Genomic DNA, 16,437 nt, shown 5'->3' on the forward strand with positions numbered 1-16,437 from the left:
TGTCGTGGAAGTCGTAATCCATCTCGAAGGGCGCGGCGACGGCGGCAAAATCGGCGCTGATGGCGGAGCCCGACAGTCCCTCTTCCGAAATGAAGCTGACGCGCATGAAGAACCTGCCGGTATCGAGATCGTCGAACTGGCTGGAGTCGATGATGTTGCAGCCTTTGTCGGCCAGATAGCTCGAAATCGCCGCAACGATGCCGCGCGTCGATTTGCAGGATACGGTGAGTACGAAGCTCTTCATGCTGTCTCTTCCTTCACCCTTTCAGGTATAGAGAGTCCGGTCATGCCGAGCTGTCCAACCCGGCATGGCGAAGACGTCGGTCCGGCTGCTCAGATATCGAGCGTGCTGTCGCGTTCCCACTGGGTGAAATGCGAGCAGTAGGCATTCCATTCCCGGTGCTTGAGCTTGAGATAGGCGGAGGAAAACTCAGCCCCGATTGCCGCCTTCAGGCCTTCGTCGGCATCAAAGGCGCGCAGCGCATCGAGCAGGTTGAGCGGCAGGCGCGGCGCGTCCTTCACCAGGTGTCCCTCGGCATACATATCGATATCATAGTGCTGGCCGGGGTCTGCCTGGCTGCGGATGCCGTCGAGGCCGGCCGCGATGATGATCGCCTGTAAGAGATATGGATTGACCGCACCGTCCGGCAGGCGCAGCTCGAAGCGCCCGGGCCCCGGCACGCGCACCATGTGAGTGCGGTTGTTGCCCGTCCACGTCACGGTGTTCGGCGACCATGTCGCGCCTGAGGTCGTGCGCGGCGCATTGATGCGCTTGTAGGAATTGACCGTCGGATTGGTGATGGCAGCAAGCGCCGAAGCGTGCTTCATGATGCCGCCGAGGAAGGTTTTCCCCTGCGCGGAGAGGCCGAAGGCCATTTCCTTGTCGGCGAAGGCGTTGACCCTGCCGTCGATGTCCCAGACCGAGATGTGGGCATGGCAGCCGTTTCCGGTCAGGCCCTTGAAGGGCTTCGGCATGAAGGTGGCGCGAAGACCGTGTTTTTCGGCGACCGACTTGACCATGAACTTGAAGAAGGAGTGCTTGTCCGCCGTCTTCAGGACATCGTCATATTCCCAGTTCATCTCGAACTGGCCGTTCGCATCCTCGTGGTCGTTCTGATAGGGCTTCCAGCCGAGTTCCAGCATATAGTCGCAGATCTCGGCGATGACATCGTACCGACGCATCACGGCCTGCTGGTCGTAGCAAGGCTTCTCGGCGGTATCGAACTCGTCTGAAATCACCGAACCATCAGCAGAGATGAGAAAGAATTCGGGCTCCACGCCGGTCTTTACCCGGAGCCCCTCCTTCGCAGCTTCAGCCACCAGTCTTTTCAGCACGACACGCGGCGCCTGTTCGACAGGCTGATCGTCCATGACGCAGTCGGCGGCGACCCATGCGACGTCTCTCTTCCAGGGCAATTGGATGACGGAGGAGGCATCGGGAACCGCAAACAGGTCCGGATGGGCCGGCGTCAGATCGAGCCAGGTCGCAAAGCCCGCGAAACCGGCGCCATCCTTCTGCATGTCGGCAATGGCTTCCGCCGGGACCAGCTTGGCGCGTTGGCCGCCGAACAGGTCGGTGTAGCTGATCATGAAATATTTGATGCCTTTGTCTCTCGCAAAAGCAGCAAGGTCCAGTGTCATTCTCGTTCCCCTTTGGATTTCTTCGAGACACTTTGGTTATGGAGATGAGACGGCCGGGACTTTGGCCCGGCCGGTAGAAATCAGAAGCCTCCCTTGCCGGGAATCCAGTTGGTGCCGGCGAGCGGCACCTGCGCCATGGCCGATGCCTCGATCGTCAGCGCGACGAGGTCTTCCGGCTCGAGATTGTGCAGGTGGTTCTTGCCGCAGGCGCGCGCGATCGTCTGGGCCTCGAGCGTCATGACCTTGAGGTAGTTGGCGAGACGGCGGCCGGCCGCAACCGGGTCCAGGCGTTTTGCGAGCTCCGGGTCCTGGGTGGTGATGCCGGCCGGATCCTTGCCTTCGTGCCAATCGTCATAGGCTCCGGCCGTGGTGCCGAGCTTCTGATATTCCTCTTCCCAGCGCGGATCATTGTCGCCGATGGCGACGAGCGCCGCCGTGCCGATCGCGACCGCATCGGCGCCGAGCGCCAGCGCCTTCGCCACGTCGGCGCCCGAGCGGATGCCGCCTGATATGATGAGCTGCACCTTTCGGTGCATGCCGAGATCCTGCAGCGCCTGCACGGCCGGGCGAATGCAGGCGAGCGTCGGCATGCCGACATTCTCGATGAAGACGTCCTGCGTCGCCGCCGTGCCGCCCTGCATGCCGTCGAGCACGACGACATCGGCGCCGGCCTTCACGGCAAGAGCGGTGTCGTAATAGGGACGCGCGCCGCCGACCTTGACGTAGATCGGCTTTTCCCAATCGGTGATCTCACGCAGCTCCATGATCTTGATTTCCAGATCATCGGGGCCGGTCCAGTCCGGATGGCGGCAGGCCGAGCGCTGATCGATGCCCTTCGGCAGGTTGCGCATATTGGCGACGCGGTCGGAGATCTTCTGGCCGAGCAGCATGCCGCCGCCGCCGGGTTTGGCGCCCTGGCCGACCACGACTTCGATCGCGTCGGCACGGCGCAGGTCCTTCGGGTTCATACCGTAGCGCGAGGGCAGATATTGGTAGACCAGCGTCTGCGAATGGCCGCGCTCTTCATCGGTCATGCCGCCGTCGCCCGTCGTGGTCGACGTGCCCGCGATCGTCGCACCCCGACCGAGCGCCTCCTTGGCGTTGCCGGACAGCGCACCGAAGCTCATGCCGGCGATGGTGATCGGCGTCTTCAGCGTGATCGGGTTCTTGGCGAAACGCGAGCCGAGCACCACAGTCGTGTCGCACTTCTCGCGGTAACCCTCGAGCGGGTAGCGCGAGATTGAGGCGCCGAGAAACAGCAGGTCGTCGAAATGCGGAACCTTGCGCTTGGTGCCGGCGCCGCGGATGTCATAGATGCCGGTCGCCGCCGCGCGGCGGATTTCGGCAAGTGTGTAGTCGTCGAAAGTCGCGGACTTGCGTGGCGGGGTATAGGGGTTGTGATAGCTCATGAGTGTCCCTCGCCTCAGTATGCGTCGGCGTTGTCGATGTTGAAATTGTAGAGCTTGCGGGCCGATCCGTAGCGCTTGAACTCTTCGGGTCTGACGTCCGTCACCCCCGCCTTGTCGAGGAGTTCGGCAAGCTTCTCCAGATGCTCCGGCCGCATCTCTTTCTCGATACAGTCGGAGCCGAGGCTCTTGACCTCGCCGCGGACGAACAGCTTGGCTTCGTAGAGCGAATCACCGAGCGCATCGCCGGCGTCGCCTAGCACGACGAGATGGCCGGACTGGCCCATGAAGGCCGACATGTGGCCGATGCTGCCATGAACGACGATGTCGATGCCCTTCATCGAAATGCCACAGCGCGACGCGGCATTGCCCTTGATGACCAGCAGGCCACCCCGGCCGGTCGCGCCAGCATATTGGCTGGCGTCGCCCTCGATGACGACGGTGCCGGACATCATGTTTTCGGCAACACCCGGACCGGCCGAGCCATGAACCGTCACCTTGCCGCCGTCATTCATGCCGGCGCAGTAATAGCCGACCGATCCCCTGACAGCGACCGTCACTGGGCTGTCGATGCCGACGGCGACGGCATGGCTGCCGCGCGGGTTGATGACCTCGAACTCAGTGTCGTTGGCGCCTTTGGAAAGAGCGTGCAGCGCGCTGTTCAGTTCGCGAAGAGGGGTGCTGGAAAGATCGAATGTGGGCATTGATTCCTCGTTGGAAGCCTCGTTTGTCCGGGAGGCGGTCTGCGCCGCCTCTTGGCTTTCAGGCGCCCCTCAGGCGGCCTTGTCGTGATCCCAGAAGTAGACAGTTGCCGGCTCCGGCTCCCAGACACGGGCATTCTCGATGCCGGGAAGATTGACCAGCGCGCGGTATTCCGAACCGAAGGCGACGTACTGGTCGGTCTCGGCCATGACGGCGGGCTTGCAGGCGATGGGGTCGCGCACCACGCCGAAGCCGGACTTGGTGCCGACGACGAAGGTGAAGAAGCCATCGAGATCGTCAAGCGCGCCAGTCAGCGCCTGGCCGAGATCCTTGCCCTTGGCCATTTCGGCCGTCAGATAGGCGGCGGCGACTTCGGAATCGTTCTGCGTCTCGAAGGTCATGCCTTCGCGCACCAGTTCGCGGCGCAGATTGTTGTGGTTGGACAGCGAACCGTTGTGCACCAGGCACTGGTCGGCGCCGGTCGAGAACGGGTGGGCGCCGAGCGTGGTGACGGCGGATTCGGTCGCCATGCGGGTATGGCCGATGCCGTGGGTTCCTCTCATCGCGCGGACGCCGAAGCGCGCCACGACGTCCTTGGGAAGGCCGATTTCCTTATAGATCTCGACGCTTTCGCCCGAGCCCATGAGGCGAACTGCCGGGCGGATCCGTTCGAGCGCCTCGCGCACCTCTGCAAGCTTGGAAGCATCGAGCTCGATGACCGCATGCGTGCTTTTGATCCACACATGGGCCTTAATGCCGGCTTTCTCCAGGTCGCCGGCGAGGCCTTCGAAGTCCGCCCCTGGATTGCTGGACTGGACGGTGATCTTTGCCTTGCCCGCTGCGGAGCCGCCATAGATCGCGATTCCGGCCGAGTCCGGGCCGCGATCGGTCATGGTGATCAGCATATCCGAGAGCAGATTCCCGAGCTGGGGTTCAAGGCTCTTGTCCTTGAGGAACAGTCCTACAATGCCGCACATGGCGCGTGCCTCCGTTCATGTTGAGAAAGGAGTAGCAGGTCTCTATCGGGACATCAACTGGGAAGAATAAAGTTTTCCTCTAAGGCAATTCAGCTCCGCGAGCTCTGCTGGGGATAACTGATGATCGACAGGTATTTGCTCGGCAGTTTCACCAACTGTTCCGGCCCATGCGGCGCATCGGCGTCGAAGAACAGGCTGTCGCCCGGCTGCATCTGGAAAAGCTGGTCGCCGTGGCGGTAGACCACCTCGCCTTCGAGCATATAGAGAAACTCCATGCCCTCGTGCTGGAAGGTCGGGAAGATGTCGGAATCGGCCGTCAGCGTGATCAGATAGGGCTCGACGATGACCCCGCTGGTATTGTTGTCGATATGGCCGAGCAGATTATATTGGTGGCCGGCGCGGGTGCCGCGCCGTTCGAGTTCGACGCCCTGCCCCGCCTTGACGAAGACGGCATTGCGCGGCTCCTCGAAGCGGCGGAAAAAGGCGGTCAGCGGCACGCCGAGCGCCCGCGACAACGATTGCAGCGTCGTCAGCGACGGCGAGATATTACCGTTCTCGATCTTCGACAGCATGCCGAGCGAAATGCCGGTCGCGGCCGCGAGATCGGTGACGGTGATGCCGAGTTTCTTGCGGTAGGCGCGCACCTCATGGCCGATTGCCATTTCGAGGTTGTTTTCCTTCGGTTCCCGGACGGCGTGCGGGTCCTGGGAAAAGGCAGCACGACCGCCATGCGGCTGTTCCGGCTGCTCCGCCGCTTCTCGCTTGGATTTCATGGATTTTCCCCTGCCGCCTGCGCTTTTGTTCGGATGCAATCCTATCGTCATAGTGAAATTTCCTCAACCGTGAAGAAAACTATTCCCGCCGCGCCTCACGCGGAGTGACGCCGTAGGCGCTACGGAACATCCGGGAAAAATGGCTGAGGCTGGAAAAGCCGGTGGCAACCGCGATCTCCGAGACGGAAAGCGGGCTCTGCTTCAGCAGGCGATGGGCATGCTGCAGCCTGATCCTGTGGTATTGATCGAGGAAGCTGGTGCCGAGGTGGGCCGCAAACAGCCGGTCGAGATGGCGGGTGGTGACGCCGGCGATCCGCGCCATGGCGGCACGCTCGAGCGGCATCTCGATCGTCTCCTCCATTCGTTCGAGAACGCTGAGCAAGCCGGGGTGGTGGACACCGTAGCGCTCGGCAAGCGACGCACGCTGTGGTGCTGCCGGCTCGTTGACCTCCGTGTGAAGATACCAGTCGCTGACGCGACGGGCGAAATCCGGCCCCATGCGCTCGGCGATCAGCACATGCATCATGTCAAGTGGAGCGATGCCGCCGCCGCAGGTAATCCTGTTGCCGTCGATCACGAAGCGTGCCTGGCGCGGCGTGAGATCCGGAAAGGCTTCGAGAAGGGCTGCCGCATGCTCCCAATGGACGGTGAAGTCGCGGCCGCCGAGCAGTCCGGCGGCGGCCATTAGATAGGGACCGCCCGAGATGCCGCCGATCCTCACACCTTCGCGCGACAGCTGCCGCAAACAGGCAAGCACGCCGGGATATCGCCAGTCGCGCGGCGAACCGCCGGCGCAGACGAAGGCCGTTCCGAGCCCCGAGCCTCTGACGGGCAGAGGTTCGGCGGGTACGCTGATGCCGGAGGAAGAGAGTGCCGATGCGCCATCCGGCGAGAAGATCTGTAGCCGATAGATCTCGCGGCCCGCCAGCAAATTTGCCGCCCGCAACGGCTCCGTTGCCGAGGCATAGGACATCAGCGCAAATCCAGGAACCAGGATGAAGCCGATCGTCTGAACATTTCTGCTATCAAGTGAGGACATGTCCCTTTCTTAGCGATTCATGTCCCTATTGTGCAAGTCTGCCCGCTTCTTTCTGGCATCATGCTTCCGTTCTTTCCGGGTGACCCATGCGCTATTCCGCTCTTTCGATTTTTTTGAACGGCCTTCGCGGCAACAAAGGCTGGGCGCCCGCCTGGCGCGATCCGGCGCCGAAGCCGCATTACGACGTCGTCATCGTCGGCGGCGGCGGTCACGGCCTTGCCACCGCCTATTATCTCGCCAAGGAGTTCGGCATCACCAATGTCGCCGTGCTCGAAAAGGGCTATCTCGGCTCCGGCAATATCGGCAGGAACACCACGATCATCCGGTCGAACTACCTGTTGCCGGGCAACAATCCCTTCTACGAACTGTCGATGAAGCTCTGGGAAGGACTGGAGCAGGACTTCAACTTCAACGCCATGGTCTCGCAGCGCGGCGTACTGAACCTCTTCCATTCCGACGCGCAGCGCGACGCCTATACGCGCCGCGGCAACGCCATGCGGCTGCACGGCGTCGATGCCGAGCTGCTCGACCGGCAGGCGGTGCGCAAGAAGCTTCCGTTCCTCGATTTCGACAATGCCCGTTTCCCCGTCATGGGTGGTCTATACCAGCCGCGCGGCGGCACGGTGCGCCACGACGCGGTCGCCTGGGGTTATGCCCGCGGCGCAGACAACCGCGGCGTCGACATCATCACCCAATGCGAAGTCACCGGCATCCGCACCGAAAACGGGAAGGTGACCGGTGTCGAGACCAGCAGGGGCTTCATCGGCTGCGGCAAGCTGGCGCTGGCGGCGGCCGGCAATTCCACCGTCGTCGCCGATATGGCCGGCTTTCGCCTGCCGATCGAAAGCCATGTGCTGCAGGCCTTCGTCTCCGAAGGGCTGAAACCTTTCATCGACCATGTCGTCACCTTCGGGGCCGGGCATTTCTATGTGTCCCAGTCCGACAAGGGCGGGTTGGTCTTCGGCGGCGATATCGACGGCTACAATTCCTATGCGCAGCGCGGCAATCTCGCGACCGTCGAGCATGTGGCCGAAGCCGGGATCGCGATGATCCCGTCGCTGTCGCGCCTGCGCTACCTGCGCTCCTGGGGCGGGGTGATGGACATGAGCATGGACGGCTCGCCGATCATCGACCGTACCCATATCGACAATCTCTATCTCAACGCCGGCTGGTGTTACGGCGGCTTCAAGGCCACGCCCGCCTCCGGCTTCTGTTACGCCCATCTGATTGCCCGCAACACGCCGCACCAGACGGCGCGCGCCTTCCGGCTCGACCGCTTCGCGCGCGGCTACCCTATCGACGAAAAGGGCGTCGGCGCCCAGCCCAACCTGCATTGAGGACATTTAGACGATGGCAAGCCTGATTTCATGTCCTCATTGCGGCGTCCGGCCCAAGGAGGAATTCTCGATCCGCGGCGATGCGAACCTTGTCCGGCCGGCGCCGGATGCCGGCGCAGATGTCTGGTACGACTATGTCTATCTGCGTGACAATCCGAAGGGCCGGCATAGCGAATATTGGCACCATTCCTCCGGATGCCGCCGCTGGCTGATCGTCGAGCGCGATACCGTCACCCATAAGGTCCACGGCGTCAGGGATGCCGCCCTTGCCAAGCTCGGCGGAGAACCGGCATGACGAGCTTTCGTCTTTCCTCCGGCGGCCGCATCGACCGGGCCAGGACAATCGGCTTCACCTTCGACGGCAAGGCGCTGCAAGGCCATTCGGGCGATACGCTCGCCTCGGCGCTGCTGGCCAACGGTATCCAGCTCGTCGGCCGCAGCTTCAAATATCACCGCCCGCGCGGCATTCTGACGGCGGGGGCCGCCGAACCGAACGCGCTGGTGACGACAGGCAGCGGCGGGCGCACCGAACCGAACACACGCGCGACGATGATCGAGCTTTATGAGGGGCTGACGGCCAAGAGCCAGAACCGCTGGCCCTCGCTCGGTTTCGATGTCGGTGCGGTCAACGGCCTGCTCTCGCCTTTCCTCAGCGCCGGTTTCTACTACAAGACCTTCATGTGGCCGGCAGCCCTCTGGGAAAAGCTCTACGAGCCGGTGATCCGCAAGGCGGCGGGCCTCGGCCGCGCCTCCTACGAAGCCGATCCCGATGCCTATGAGAAATGCTGGGCGCATTGCGACCTGCTGGTGATCGGCGCCGGCCCTGCCGGCCTCGCCGCGGCGCTGACGGCCGGGCGCGCCGGCGCGCGCGTCATCCTCGCCGACGAAGGACCCGAACTCGGCGGCAGCCTGCTCTCGGACAATGGCGCCGTCGATGGCAAGCCGGCGGACGCCCTTCTCGGCGAGTTGCTGGCCGAACTCGAAGGGCTTTCGAATGTGCGCCGCCTGCCGCGCATGACCGTGTTCGGCTGGTACGACGACAATGTCTTCGGCGCCGTCGAACGTGTGCAGAAGCATGTGGCGCTGCCCGATCCCGAGGGCCCCGTCGAACGATTGTGGCGCATCGTCGCCCGCCAGGCGATCCTGGCGACAGGGGCCGAGGAGCGGCCGCTGGTCTTCGGCGGCAACGATATTCCCGGCGTGATGATGTCAGGCGCCATGCGTAGCTATCTCAACCGGCAGGCGGTCGCGCCGGGCCGAGGCACGGTGATCTTCACCACCAACGATAGCGGATATGACACCGCCGCTGACCTCGAATCCGCCGGCCTTCGAGTTGCGGCGATCGCCGACAGCCGCCCCGACGGCGGCAAGAACTGGCCGGGCCGCGCCGAGGTGCTGAGGGGCGCGCGGATTATCGATGCCCATGGCGGCCGGCGTCTGCGCGGCGTCAGCGTTAAAGCCGAAGACGGCATTCGCCGGATTGAAGCCGATGCACTTGCCATGTCGGGGGGCTGGAGCCCGGTCATCCATCTTGCCTGCCATCGCGGCGGCAAACCGCAATGGTCGAACGAGATTGCGGCGTTTCTGGCGCCGGCTGCGCAGGATGGTCTTGCCGTTGCCGGCGCGGCTGCCGGCCTTGCGCAGACTGCAGCCTGCCTCGGTGATGGAGCGGCAAAGGCGGCCGCTGCCCTGAACGCGATCGGTTTCGCAGCTGAACCGGCCTTTGCCTCAGCCACCGACACGGCTCAGCGCACGAAGTCGCTCTGGTCCGTCAAAGGTTCGAAGGGCAAGGCTTTCGTCGATTACCAAAACGACGTGCATCTCAAAGATCTCGGCCTCGCCGTCCGCGAAGGTTACGGCCATGTCGAACTTGCCAAGCGTTACACCACATCAGGCATGGCGACCGATCAGGGCAAGCTTTCCAACATCAACGCCATCGGCATTCTTGCCGAGGCGCGCGGCGTCTCGCCTGCCGAGGTGGGCACGACGACCTTCCGTCCCTTCTACACACCTGTCTCCTTCGGCGCTTTGACGGGGGCATCGCGCGGCAAGGATTTCCAGCCGGCGCGCAAATCGCCGTTGCATGGCTGGGCGAAAAAGAACGGCGCGGTCTTCGTCGAAACCGGCCTCTGGTACCGCTCCTCCTGGTTCCCGCGCGCCGGTGAAACGACCTGGCGTCAAAGCGTCGACCGCGAGGTGCTGAACATCCGCAAAAATGCCGGCCTCTGCGACGTCTCGACTCTCGGCAAGATCGAAATCTTCGGCAAGGATGCAGCGACCTTCCTCGATCGCGTCTATTGCAACGGTTTTGCCAAGCTGGCGGTCGGCAAGGCGCGCTACGGCATCATGCTGCGCGAGGACGGCTTCATCTATGACGACGGCACCACCAGCCGCTTCAGCGACGACCACTTCTTCATGACGACGACGACGGCGCTGGCCGCCGGCGTGCTGACCCATCTCGAATTCTGCGCCCAGACGCTGTGGCCGGAACTCGACGTCTACTTCGCCTCCTCGACCGATCAATGGGCGCAGATGGCCGTCGCCGGGCCGAAGTCGCGCGCGATCCTCTCGGAAATCGTCGACGAGGATCTTTCCGATGCGGCCTTCCCCTTCATGAGCGCCCGCAAGGTGTCGCTATTTGCAGGCCGCCTCGAAGGCCGGCTCTTCCGGATCTCCTTCTCGGGCGAACTGGCTTACGAGCTGGCGGTGCCGGCCGGCTACGGCGAAAGCGTTGCCGATGCCATCATGGCGTCAGGCGAGAAACACGGCATCTCAGCCTATGGCGCGGAAGCGCTCGGTGTCATGCGCATCGAAAAGGGCCACGTCACCCATGCCGAGATCAACGGCACGGTCACCCCAGGCGATCTCGGCTTCGGCCGCATGGTTTCATCGACCAAGCCGGATTTCATCGGCAAGGCGATGCTCGCCCGCGAAGGCCTGCAGGATCCCGAGCGCCCGCGCCTCGTCGGTGTCAAGCCGCTCAATCCGGCAAGCGGCTTTCGCACCGGCTCGCATATCCTTGCCGAGGGCGCAGCGGCGACGCTCGAAAACGACCAGGGTTATGTCACCTCGAGCGCCTTCTCGCCGAGCCTCGGCCATACGATCGGCCTGGCGCTCGTCCGGCGCGGGCCGGAGCGCATCGGCGAAAAGGTGACGGTCTGGAACGGCCTGCGCAACGAAATCACCGATGCGGTGCTCTGCCATCCCGTCTTCATCGATCCCGAAAACGAGAAGCTCCATGCCTGAACTTCCCCAGCACAGACCGGTTCTCGCAGGAGCCAGATATAGCGGCATGGCAGGACCCGGCCTCCGGCTGGAAGCTTTGCCGGAGGGCCATCTCCTGCACGTGCTCGGCGCAATCGAGCCGACCGCACTTGCCGCCGAACTGGCGAAGATAGGCCTTGCGAAAAGTTCGATCCGCAAGGCCGGCTTCCGCCAATGGTTCGTCGCCGGCGACGAGCCGCTCTCGCCTGCCGGTCTGGACGCGCTTGCGGCGGCCCTTGCTGGAAAGGCCTTCGTCATGGACCAGAGCCACGGTCGCGTCCGCATCGGCATTTCCGGAGGGTCTTCGCGCGTGCTTCTTTCAAAGGGCACCGCAGTCGATCTCGATCCCGCCGTCTTTGCGGAAGGCAGTTCGGCGATGACCATGATGGGTCACATCTCCGTACAGATCGCCCGCACCGGCGATGACAGCTTCGAACTCACCGTTCTGCGCAGCTTCGCCGAAAGCCTCTGGGACGAGCTTAATCATATGGCGGCGAGCGCTGAAAAGGACGGTGGCGCATAGGGCCGTACCGGCACAAAGATCGATTATTAACCCAAATTAGCTGGAAGGTTCAACTTTTCGGTGCGATGGCACGGAGCCGTTGACCATCGAGCCCACACGAGAATTCGCTACAGTGGAGAGGATGGCGGCGAAATTGTTAGGCCGTGGAGATCGAGTTCACGGGGTCGCCGGCAAAAAATCTGCTGTTTCGGTAAAGGTCCGTTCGGGGCGGAAGATGTTAGATGTGTGAACATAGCCGCTAGCCAACGAGCTCGTGTGTTACTTTGCAGATCTAAGCAAGTTGACTTGAGGTTTACACCGGAGCTAGGGAAGGTAGGGCCATCGTAAATCAGTCGCATCTACAGGCACAGTATGAACCTTCAGTCTGGTAAGACTCTATATCGCAGGATAGTAGTATCCTTCGTATTTTGTATTGTGGTTATTTATATATACGGCGGATCTCTCCAGTCACATAAGAGCCCGAAAGGACAGACAATAGATATATTAAAGAAATACCTTGCCGAATTTGGGGAGGTTGATCGACTACAGTTTGCGAATTGCTTCAGAATCGAAAAATCAGAAACCGATCAGCTTCCAGATGTGAGCTTCTTTATTGGGTGCGAGGTTAAGAAACCGCTTTCGGCGGCCCCCCTTGCTCTCTCAGTGGCGTTCGGTGCTCGCGGGCAGGTTGAATTTACGGATATGTCGAGGGGCGAGAAATGATGGGAGGCTTTTCTAACCTGAATCTAAAAGCCGCCGCTGGACATCCTGGCCGAGGCGCGGCGGCAGCTGGCGCGTTATCCCACGATCAAGCTCGTCAGTGCCCGGCCGAAAGTGTCTCCGGCGGCATCGACAACTTCTCCGTCCTCACTGGCGATGGCGAAAGCCTCACGGCGCGCCGCGTGATCCTGAGCTATGGCATCGTGGACCAGATGCCTGATGTTCCGGGCTTTGCCGAAAGCTGGGGCACCTCCATCGTGCCCTGCCCCTATTGCGACGGCTTTGAAGTCGCCGGCCAGCATTGGGGCCTCGTCTGGTCCGGCCGGCAGTCGCACAATCAGGCCAGGCTTTTCCACGATTGGACCGACAGGTTGACGCTGTTCGCCGATGGTCATGACATTCCGCCCGATATCCGGGCCGATCTCGCACCTCGCAACATACCTGTCGTCGAGGGCCGGATCACCGGGATCGTCCATCACGGGGGCCACAGCGCCGCCGTCAAACTCGATACCGGCCCCGATGTCGCGGTCGACATCCTGTTCGCCCATCCGCGCAACAAACCGTCCGCCAGTCTGCATGAATCACTGGGCCTCGCCACAGTCGATACGCCCAGCGGCATCGCCCTCAAGGTCGATGAGCGCCGCGAGACCAGCATGCCTGGCATCTACGCCGCCGGCGACCTCGCCAATCCCGGAATGCCCTCGGTCACCACGGCATCATGGCAAGGCGCGATGGCGGGTATCTTCGCCCAGCAGTCGATGCTGGTTTGAGAGCCGCGAATTCCTTCTCCGGGTTCTGGCGGGACGAGCGCGCCACCGGCGCTGGTTCCTCAGCCTCGAAATGTGTAGCCGCTGATCGAGGCCGGTTTCATCTCGATGGAGAAGCCCGGCAGGGTGGGCGGCATATAGGCGGCGTTGTCGATCCGGCAGGGGTCGAGGAAGTGTTCATGGAGATGATCGACATATTCGATCACGCGGCCATCCTTGGTGCCGGATACCGCGATGTAATCGATCATCGACAGATGCTGCACATATTCGCAGAGGCCGACGCCGCCGGCATGCGGCCAGACCGGCAGGCCGAACTTGGCGGCGATCAGCAGGACGGATAGGACCTCGTTCAGCCCTCCCATACGGCAGGAATCGATCTGGACGATGTCGATCGCGCCCTCGGCAATGAACTGCTTGAACATGATGCGGTTCTGGCACATCTCGCCGGTCGCGACCTTCACCGGGCTGATTGCCTGGCGGATCTTGCGGTGGCCGGCGACATCGTCGGGGCTTGTGGGTTCCTCAATGAAGAAGGGCTTGGCGAAAGCAAGCGCCTTGACCCAGTCGATCGCCTGATCGACATCCCAGACTTGGTTGGCGTCGATCATCAGGTAACGATCGGGACCGATCACTTCGCGGGCTATCCTCAGACGGCGGATATCGTCTTCGAGATCGCGGCCGACCTTCATCTTGATATGGTTGAAGCCGGCATCGATCGCTTCCTGGCAGAGCCGGCGTAATTTCTCGTCCTCGTAACCCAGCCAGCCGGCCGAGGTCGTGTAGCAGGCGTAGCCCTCCTTTTCGAGGGTGGCGACCCGTTCCGCCTTGCCGGCTTCCGCCTTCTTGAGGATAGCGACCGCTTCGTCACGCGTCAGCACGTCGGTGAGGTAGCGGTAGTCGACGATATCGGCGATCTCTTCCGGCGACATCTCGGCGACCAGCCGCCAGACCGGCTTGCCGGCCTGTTTGGCGAGCAGATCCCAGACGGCGTTGACGATCGCGCCGGTTGCAAGGTGAATGGCGCCCTTTTCCGGGCCGATCCAGCGCAACTGGCTGTCGCTGGTCAGATGCCGCCAGAATTTGCCGGGATGGGCAAGCACCTCGCCGAGGTCGGCGCCGACGACGAGGTGGCGCATCGCTTCGATCGCCATGCAGCAAATGTCGTTGCCGCGGCCGATGGTGAAGGTCAAGCCATGGCCGGCAAGGCCTGGGACATCCGTGTCGAGGATGACATAGGCGGCCGAATAGTCGGGATCGGGATTCATCGCATCGGATCCATCCAGGCTTTGCGAGGTGGGAAAGCGGAGATCGAAGACGCGAAGGTCGGTGATGCGGGTCATTGTTGTTCCTCCCGATTTATGGGGCCACTTGCGATAGCCGGATCGGCCGGTTATCTGCCGATCGACCGGCTGACGTCAGATCGTCCAGCCGCCGTCGATGGCGATCGCCTGACCGGATGTGTAGGTGGCGCCGGCGAGATAGACGGCGAGATCGGCGATCTCTTCCGGCGAGCCGAGCCGGCCCATGGGCTGGCGGGCGATAAAGGCGGCGCGCGCCGCATCGTAATCGCCCTGGGCTCGCATGCGGTCCTGCAAGGATGGACTTTCCACCGTGCCGGGGCAGATGGCATTGCAGCGAATGCCTTGAGCAACATAGTCGGCGGCGACCGATTTGGTAAGGCCGATGACCGCCGCCTTAGTGACACCATAGGCGAAGCGATTCGGCACGCCCTTGATGCTGGAGGCGACGGAGGCCATGTTGATGATCGACCCGTCCTTGCGTTCGAGCATGCCGGGCAGCACCGCCCGGATGGTGCGGATCATCGCCTTGACGTTTAGATCGAAAGCGAATTCGAGATCGGAATCCGGCATTTCCAGGATCGAGCCGGCATGGACGAAGCCGGCGCAGTTGAACAGAACGTCCACAGTGCCGATTTCGGCGACGAGCGCCGCGACCGCATTCCCATCGAGCACGTTGAGCTTATGCGTGAAGACGCCGGTTTCCGCGGCAACGGTCGCCAGCGCATCGGTATTAATGTCGGTTGCATGGACCTTGGCGCCGGCCGCGGCAAAGGCTGCCGCCGTCGCCCGGCCAATGCCCTGGCCGGCCGCGGTGATGAGAACGGTCTTGCCGGAAAGTCTGTTTGTCATGTCACGGGCCTCTTCTGGATTGTCTACATGAGACGATGCATGCGGTTATCTTGCCGAAGGCCGAGCGGTGATGGAATAGCTCGTCCGTCAAGGCCTGCCACTTTCTCTCTTTACGCGTTTCGGCCGGCCTAGGGTGGGCATGAAGCCTCGCCTCTCGTCGTTTCCGCTGATCGGTTGTCTTCAGTTATGATTTGTCTGTTTATAGACAAACAGACGATGGGCCAAGGGTCAAGCGTGAAGTTTTCCTTTTCCGGCCTTGGTTCTGCGTATATGCAGAATAATATTCACAGGAGGAAAGAATGGAGACCGACGAGTCAGACCGCTACCGCGCTCCTGCCCTCGACAAGGGTCTCGATATCCTGGAGCTGCTCGCCGGCGTCGACAGCGGCCTGACCCAGGCGGAGATCGCCAAGCGGCTCGACCGCAGCCCCAACGAATTCTATCGCATGCTCGACCGGCTGGTGCGTCGCGGTTACGTCACCCGGCTGGATGGCGATCGCTATTCGCTGACGCTGAAGCTCTTCGGCCTTGCGCAATTGCATGCGCCTGTGCGCCGGCTTGCCTCCTATGCCACGCCGCTGATGCGCGACCTTGCCCAGCGCACCCGCCAGGCCAATCATCTCGCCGTGTTCGATCGTGGCGCCGCGGTTGTCATCGCCCAGCAGGAAGCACCGGACTATTGGGGCTTCTCGATCCGCATCGGCGCCCATATCAGCCTGTTCGACACCGGCTCGGGGCATGTGCTGCTCGCCTTCCGCAGCGACGAGGAGCGGGAGATGATGATATCGGAACATGCGCGCAACCGCGCCGAGATCGACCTCGGTGCCGAATTCTACGATCGTCTCGACCAGATCCGCGAGCGCGGCTACGAGATGATGGCAAGCGCCCAGACATCGGGCGTCTATAATCTGTCGGCGCCCGTTCTCGGGCCGGATCGGCGTTGCATCGCCGCCCTGACCTGCCCCTTCATCGCCCTTGTCAACGCGCCGTCCGCCCCCGACATCACCCAGACGATCACGCTGGTGCAGAAGACCGCCACTCAGCTTTCGCTGCTGGCCGGGGCGGATGTCTTCAATTCCGGCTGAAAAGGTGGGAGGATCTCGGGAATTTCTATTTGAATAATCCATTCACGAGAAATAGGGTGCGGCAAAGCCAAGTT

General features: G+C 62.5%; 14 protein-coding genes and 1 pseudogene. 6 read left to right on the top strand and 9 right to left on the bottom strand.

The genetic code is table 11. The features are described 5' to 3' along the window. The 7 genes from HJC04_RS03295 to HJC04_RS03325 all read right to left on the bottom strand — a co-directional run. A partial coding sequence (locus HJC04_RS03295; RefSeq protein WP_221102533.1) for an ACT domain-containing protein occupies nucleotides 1–244 on the bottom strand: 244 nt, incomplete at its 3' end. An 89-nt stretch (nucleotides 245–333) separates the two neighbouring features. After that, nucleotides 334–1,641 (bottom strand): type III glutamate--ammonia ligase, encoded by a 1,308-nt coding sequence (glnT, locus tag HJC04_RS03300; protein ID WP_221144761.1) that lies wholly within the window; start codon nucleotides 1,639–1,641, stop codon nucleotides 334–336. A gap of 80 nt (nucleotides 1,642–1,721) precedes the next feature. After that, on the bottom strand, nucleotides 1,722–3,050 hold the full coding sequence (locus HJC04_RS03305; protein ID WP_210632431.1) for an FMN-binding glutamate synthase family protein: 1,329 nt from the start codon (nucleotides 3,048–3,050) through the stop codon (nucleotides 1,722–1,724). Between the two features lie 14 nt (nucleotides 3,051–3,064). Beyond that, on the bottom strand, nucleotides 3,065–3,751 hold the full coding sequence (locus HJC04_RS03310) for a GXGXG domain-containing protein (RefSeq protein ID WP_210632432.1): 687 nt from the start codon (nucleotides 3,749–3,751) through the stop codon (nucleotides 3,065–3,067). Nucleotides 3,752–3,820: 69 nt separating this feature from the next. After that, nucleotides 3,821–4,726 (bottom strand): glutamine amidotransferase family protein, encoded by a 906-nt coding sequence (locus HJC04_RS03315; protein ID WP_221144763.1) that lies wholly within the window; start codon nucleotides 4,724–4,726, stop codon nucleotides 3,821–3,823. A gap of 89 nt (nucleotides 4,727–4,815) precedes the next feature. Beyond that, nucleotides 4,816–5,499, bottom strand: coding sequence for a helix-turn-helix domain-containing protein (locus tag HJC04_RS03320; RefSeq protein WP_210632434.1), 684 nt, complete (start codon nucleotides 5,497–5,499; stop codon nucleotides 4,816–4,818). A 79-nt stretch (nucleotides 5,500–5,578) separates the two neighbouring features. After that, nucleotides 5,579–6,538, bottom strand: a complete 960-nt coding sequence (locus HJC04_RS03325) for a GlxA family transcriptional regulator (RefSeq protein WP_221144765.1) — start codon at nucleotides 6,536–6,538, stop codon at nucleotides 5,579–5,581. Between the two features lie 86 nt (nucleotides 6,539–6,624). On the opposite strand from HJC04_RS03325, the gene HJC04_RS03330 reads away from it, so the two are divergent. The 5 genes and pseudogenes from HJC04_RS03330 to HJC04_RS03350 form a co-directional block, all read left to right on the top strand. Beyond that, complete coding sequence (locus HJC04_RS03330) at nucleotides 6,625–7,875, top strand: sarcosine oxidase subunit beta family protein (protein ID WP_210632436.1); 1,251 nt, start codon at nucleotides 6,625–6,627, stop codon at nucleotides 7,873–7,875. Between the two features lie 13 nt (nucleotides 7,876–7,888). Beyond that, nucleotides 7,889–8,170 (top strand): sarcosine oxidase subunit delta, encoded by a 282-nt coding sequence (locus tag HJC04_RS03335; protein WP_210632437.1) that lies wholly within the window; start codon nucleotides 7,889–7,891, stop codon nucleotides 8,168–8,170. Next, the gene (locus HJC04_RS03340; protein ID WP_210632438.1) at nucleotides 8,167–11,121 is read left to right on the top strand and encodes a sarcosine oxidase subunit alpha family protein; all 2,955 of its coding nucleotides are present in this window, start codon (nucleotides 8,167–8,169) and stop codon (nucleotides 11,119–11,121) included. Before HJC04_RS03335 ends, HJC04_RS03340 begins: the two co-directional genes overlap by 4 nt. Further along, nucleotides 11,114–11,662 carry a sarcosine oxidase subunit gamma family protein gene (locus tag HJC04_RS03345; protein ID WP_210632439.1) on the top strand — a complete coding sequence of 183 codons (549 nt, stop codon included), beginning with the start codon at nucleotides 11,114–11,116 and terminating at the stop codon, nucleotides 11,660–11,662. Before HJC04_RS03340 ends, HJC04_RS03345 begins: the two co-directional genes overlap by 8 nt. A 729-nt stretch (nucleotides 11,663–12,391) precedes the next feature. Continuing rightward, nucleotides 12,392–13,131, top strand: a pseudogene (locus HJC04_RS03350) (NAD(P)/FAD-dependent oxidoreductase); the annotation flags it as partial. A gap of 59 nt (nucleotides 13,132–13,190) precedes the next feature. Here the strand turns inward: HJC04_RS03350 and HJC04_RS03355 are convergent. Together HJC04_RS03355 and HJC04_RS03360 are read right to left on the bottom strand one after the other, a co-directional pair. Continuing rightward, complete coding sequence (locus tag HJC04_RS03355; RefSeq protein WP_210632440.1) at nucleotides 13,191–14,468, bottom strand: L-fuconate dehydratase; 1,278 nt, start codon at nucleotides 14,466–14,468, stop codon at nucleotides 13,191–13,193. Between the two features lie 75 nt (nucleotides 14,469–14,543). Next, nucleotides 14,544–15,278 carry an SDR family oxidoreductase gene (locus HJC04_RS03360; RefSeq protein WP_210632441.1) on the bottom strand — a complete coding sequence of 245 codons (735 nt, stop codon included), beginning with the start codon at nucleotides 15,276–15,278 and terminating at the stop codon, nucleotides 14,544–14,546. A 299-nt stretch (nucleotides 15,279–15,577) separates the two neighbouring features. Between HJC04_RS03360 and HJC04_RS03365 the strand changes: the two genes are divergently transcribed. Next, nucleotides 15,578–16,363: an IclR family transcriptional regulator gene (locus tag HJC04_RS03365; RefSeq protein ID WP_210632442.1), complete on the top strand. Its 786-nt coding sequence runs from the start codon at nucleotides 15,578–15,580 to the stop codon at nucleotides 16,361–16,363. Nucleotides 16,364–16,437 lie beyond the last annotated feature (74 nt).

Source organism: Rhizobium sp. NLR8a (genome assembly GCF_019685235.1).
GTDB lineage: Bacteria > Pseudomonadota > Alphaproteobacteria > Rhizobiales > Rhizobiaceae > Rhizobium.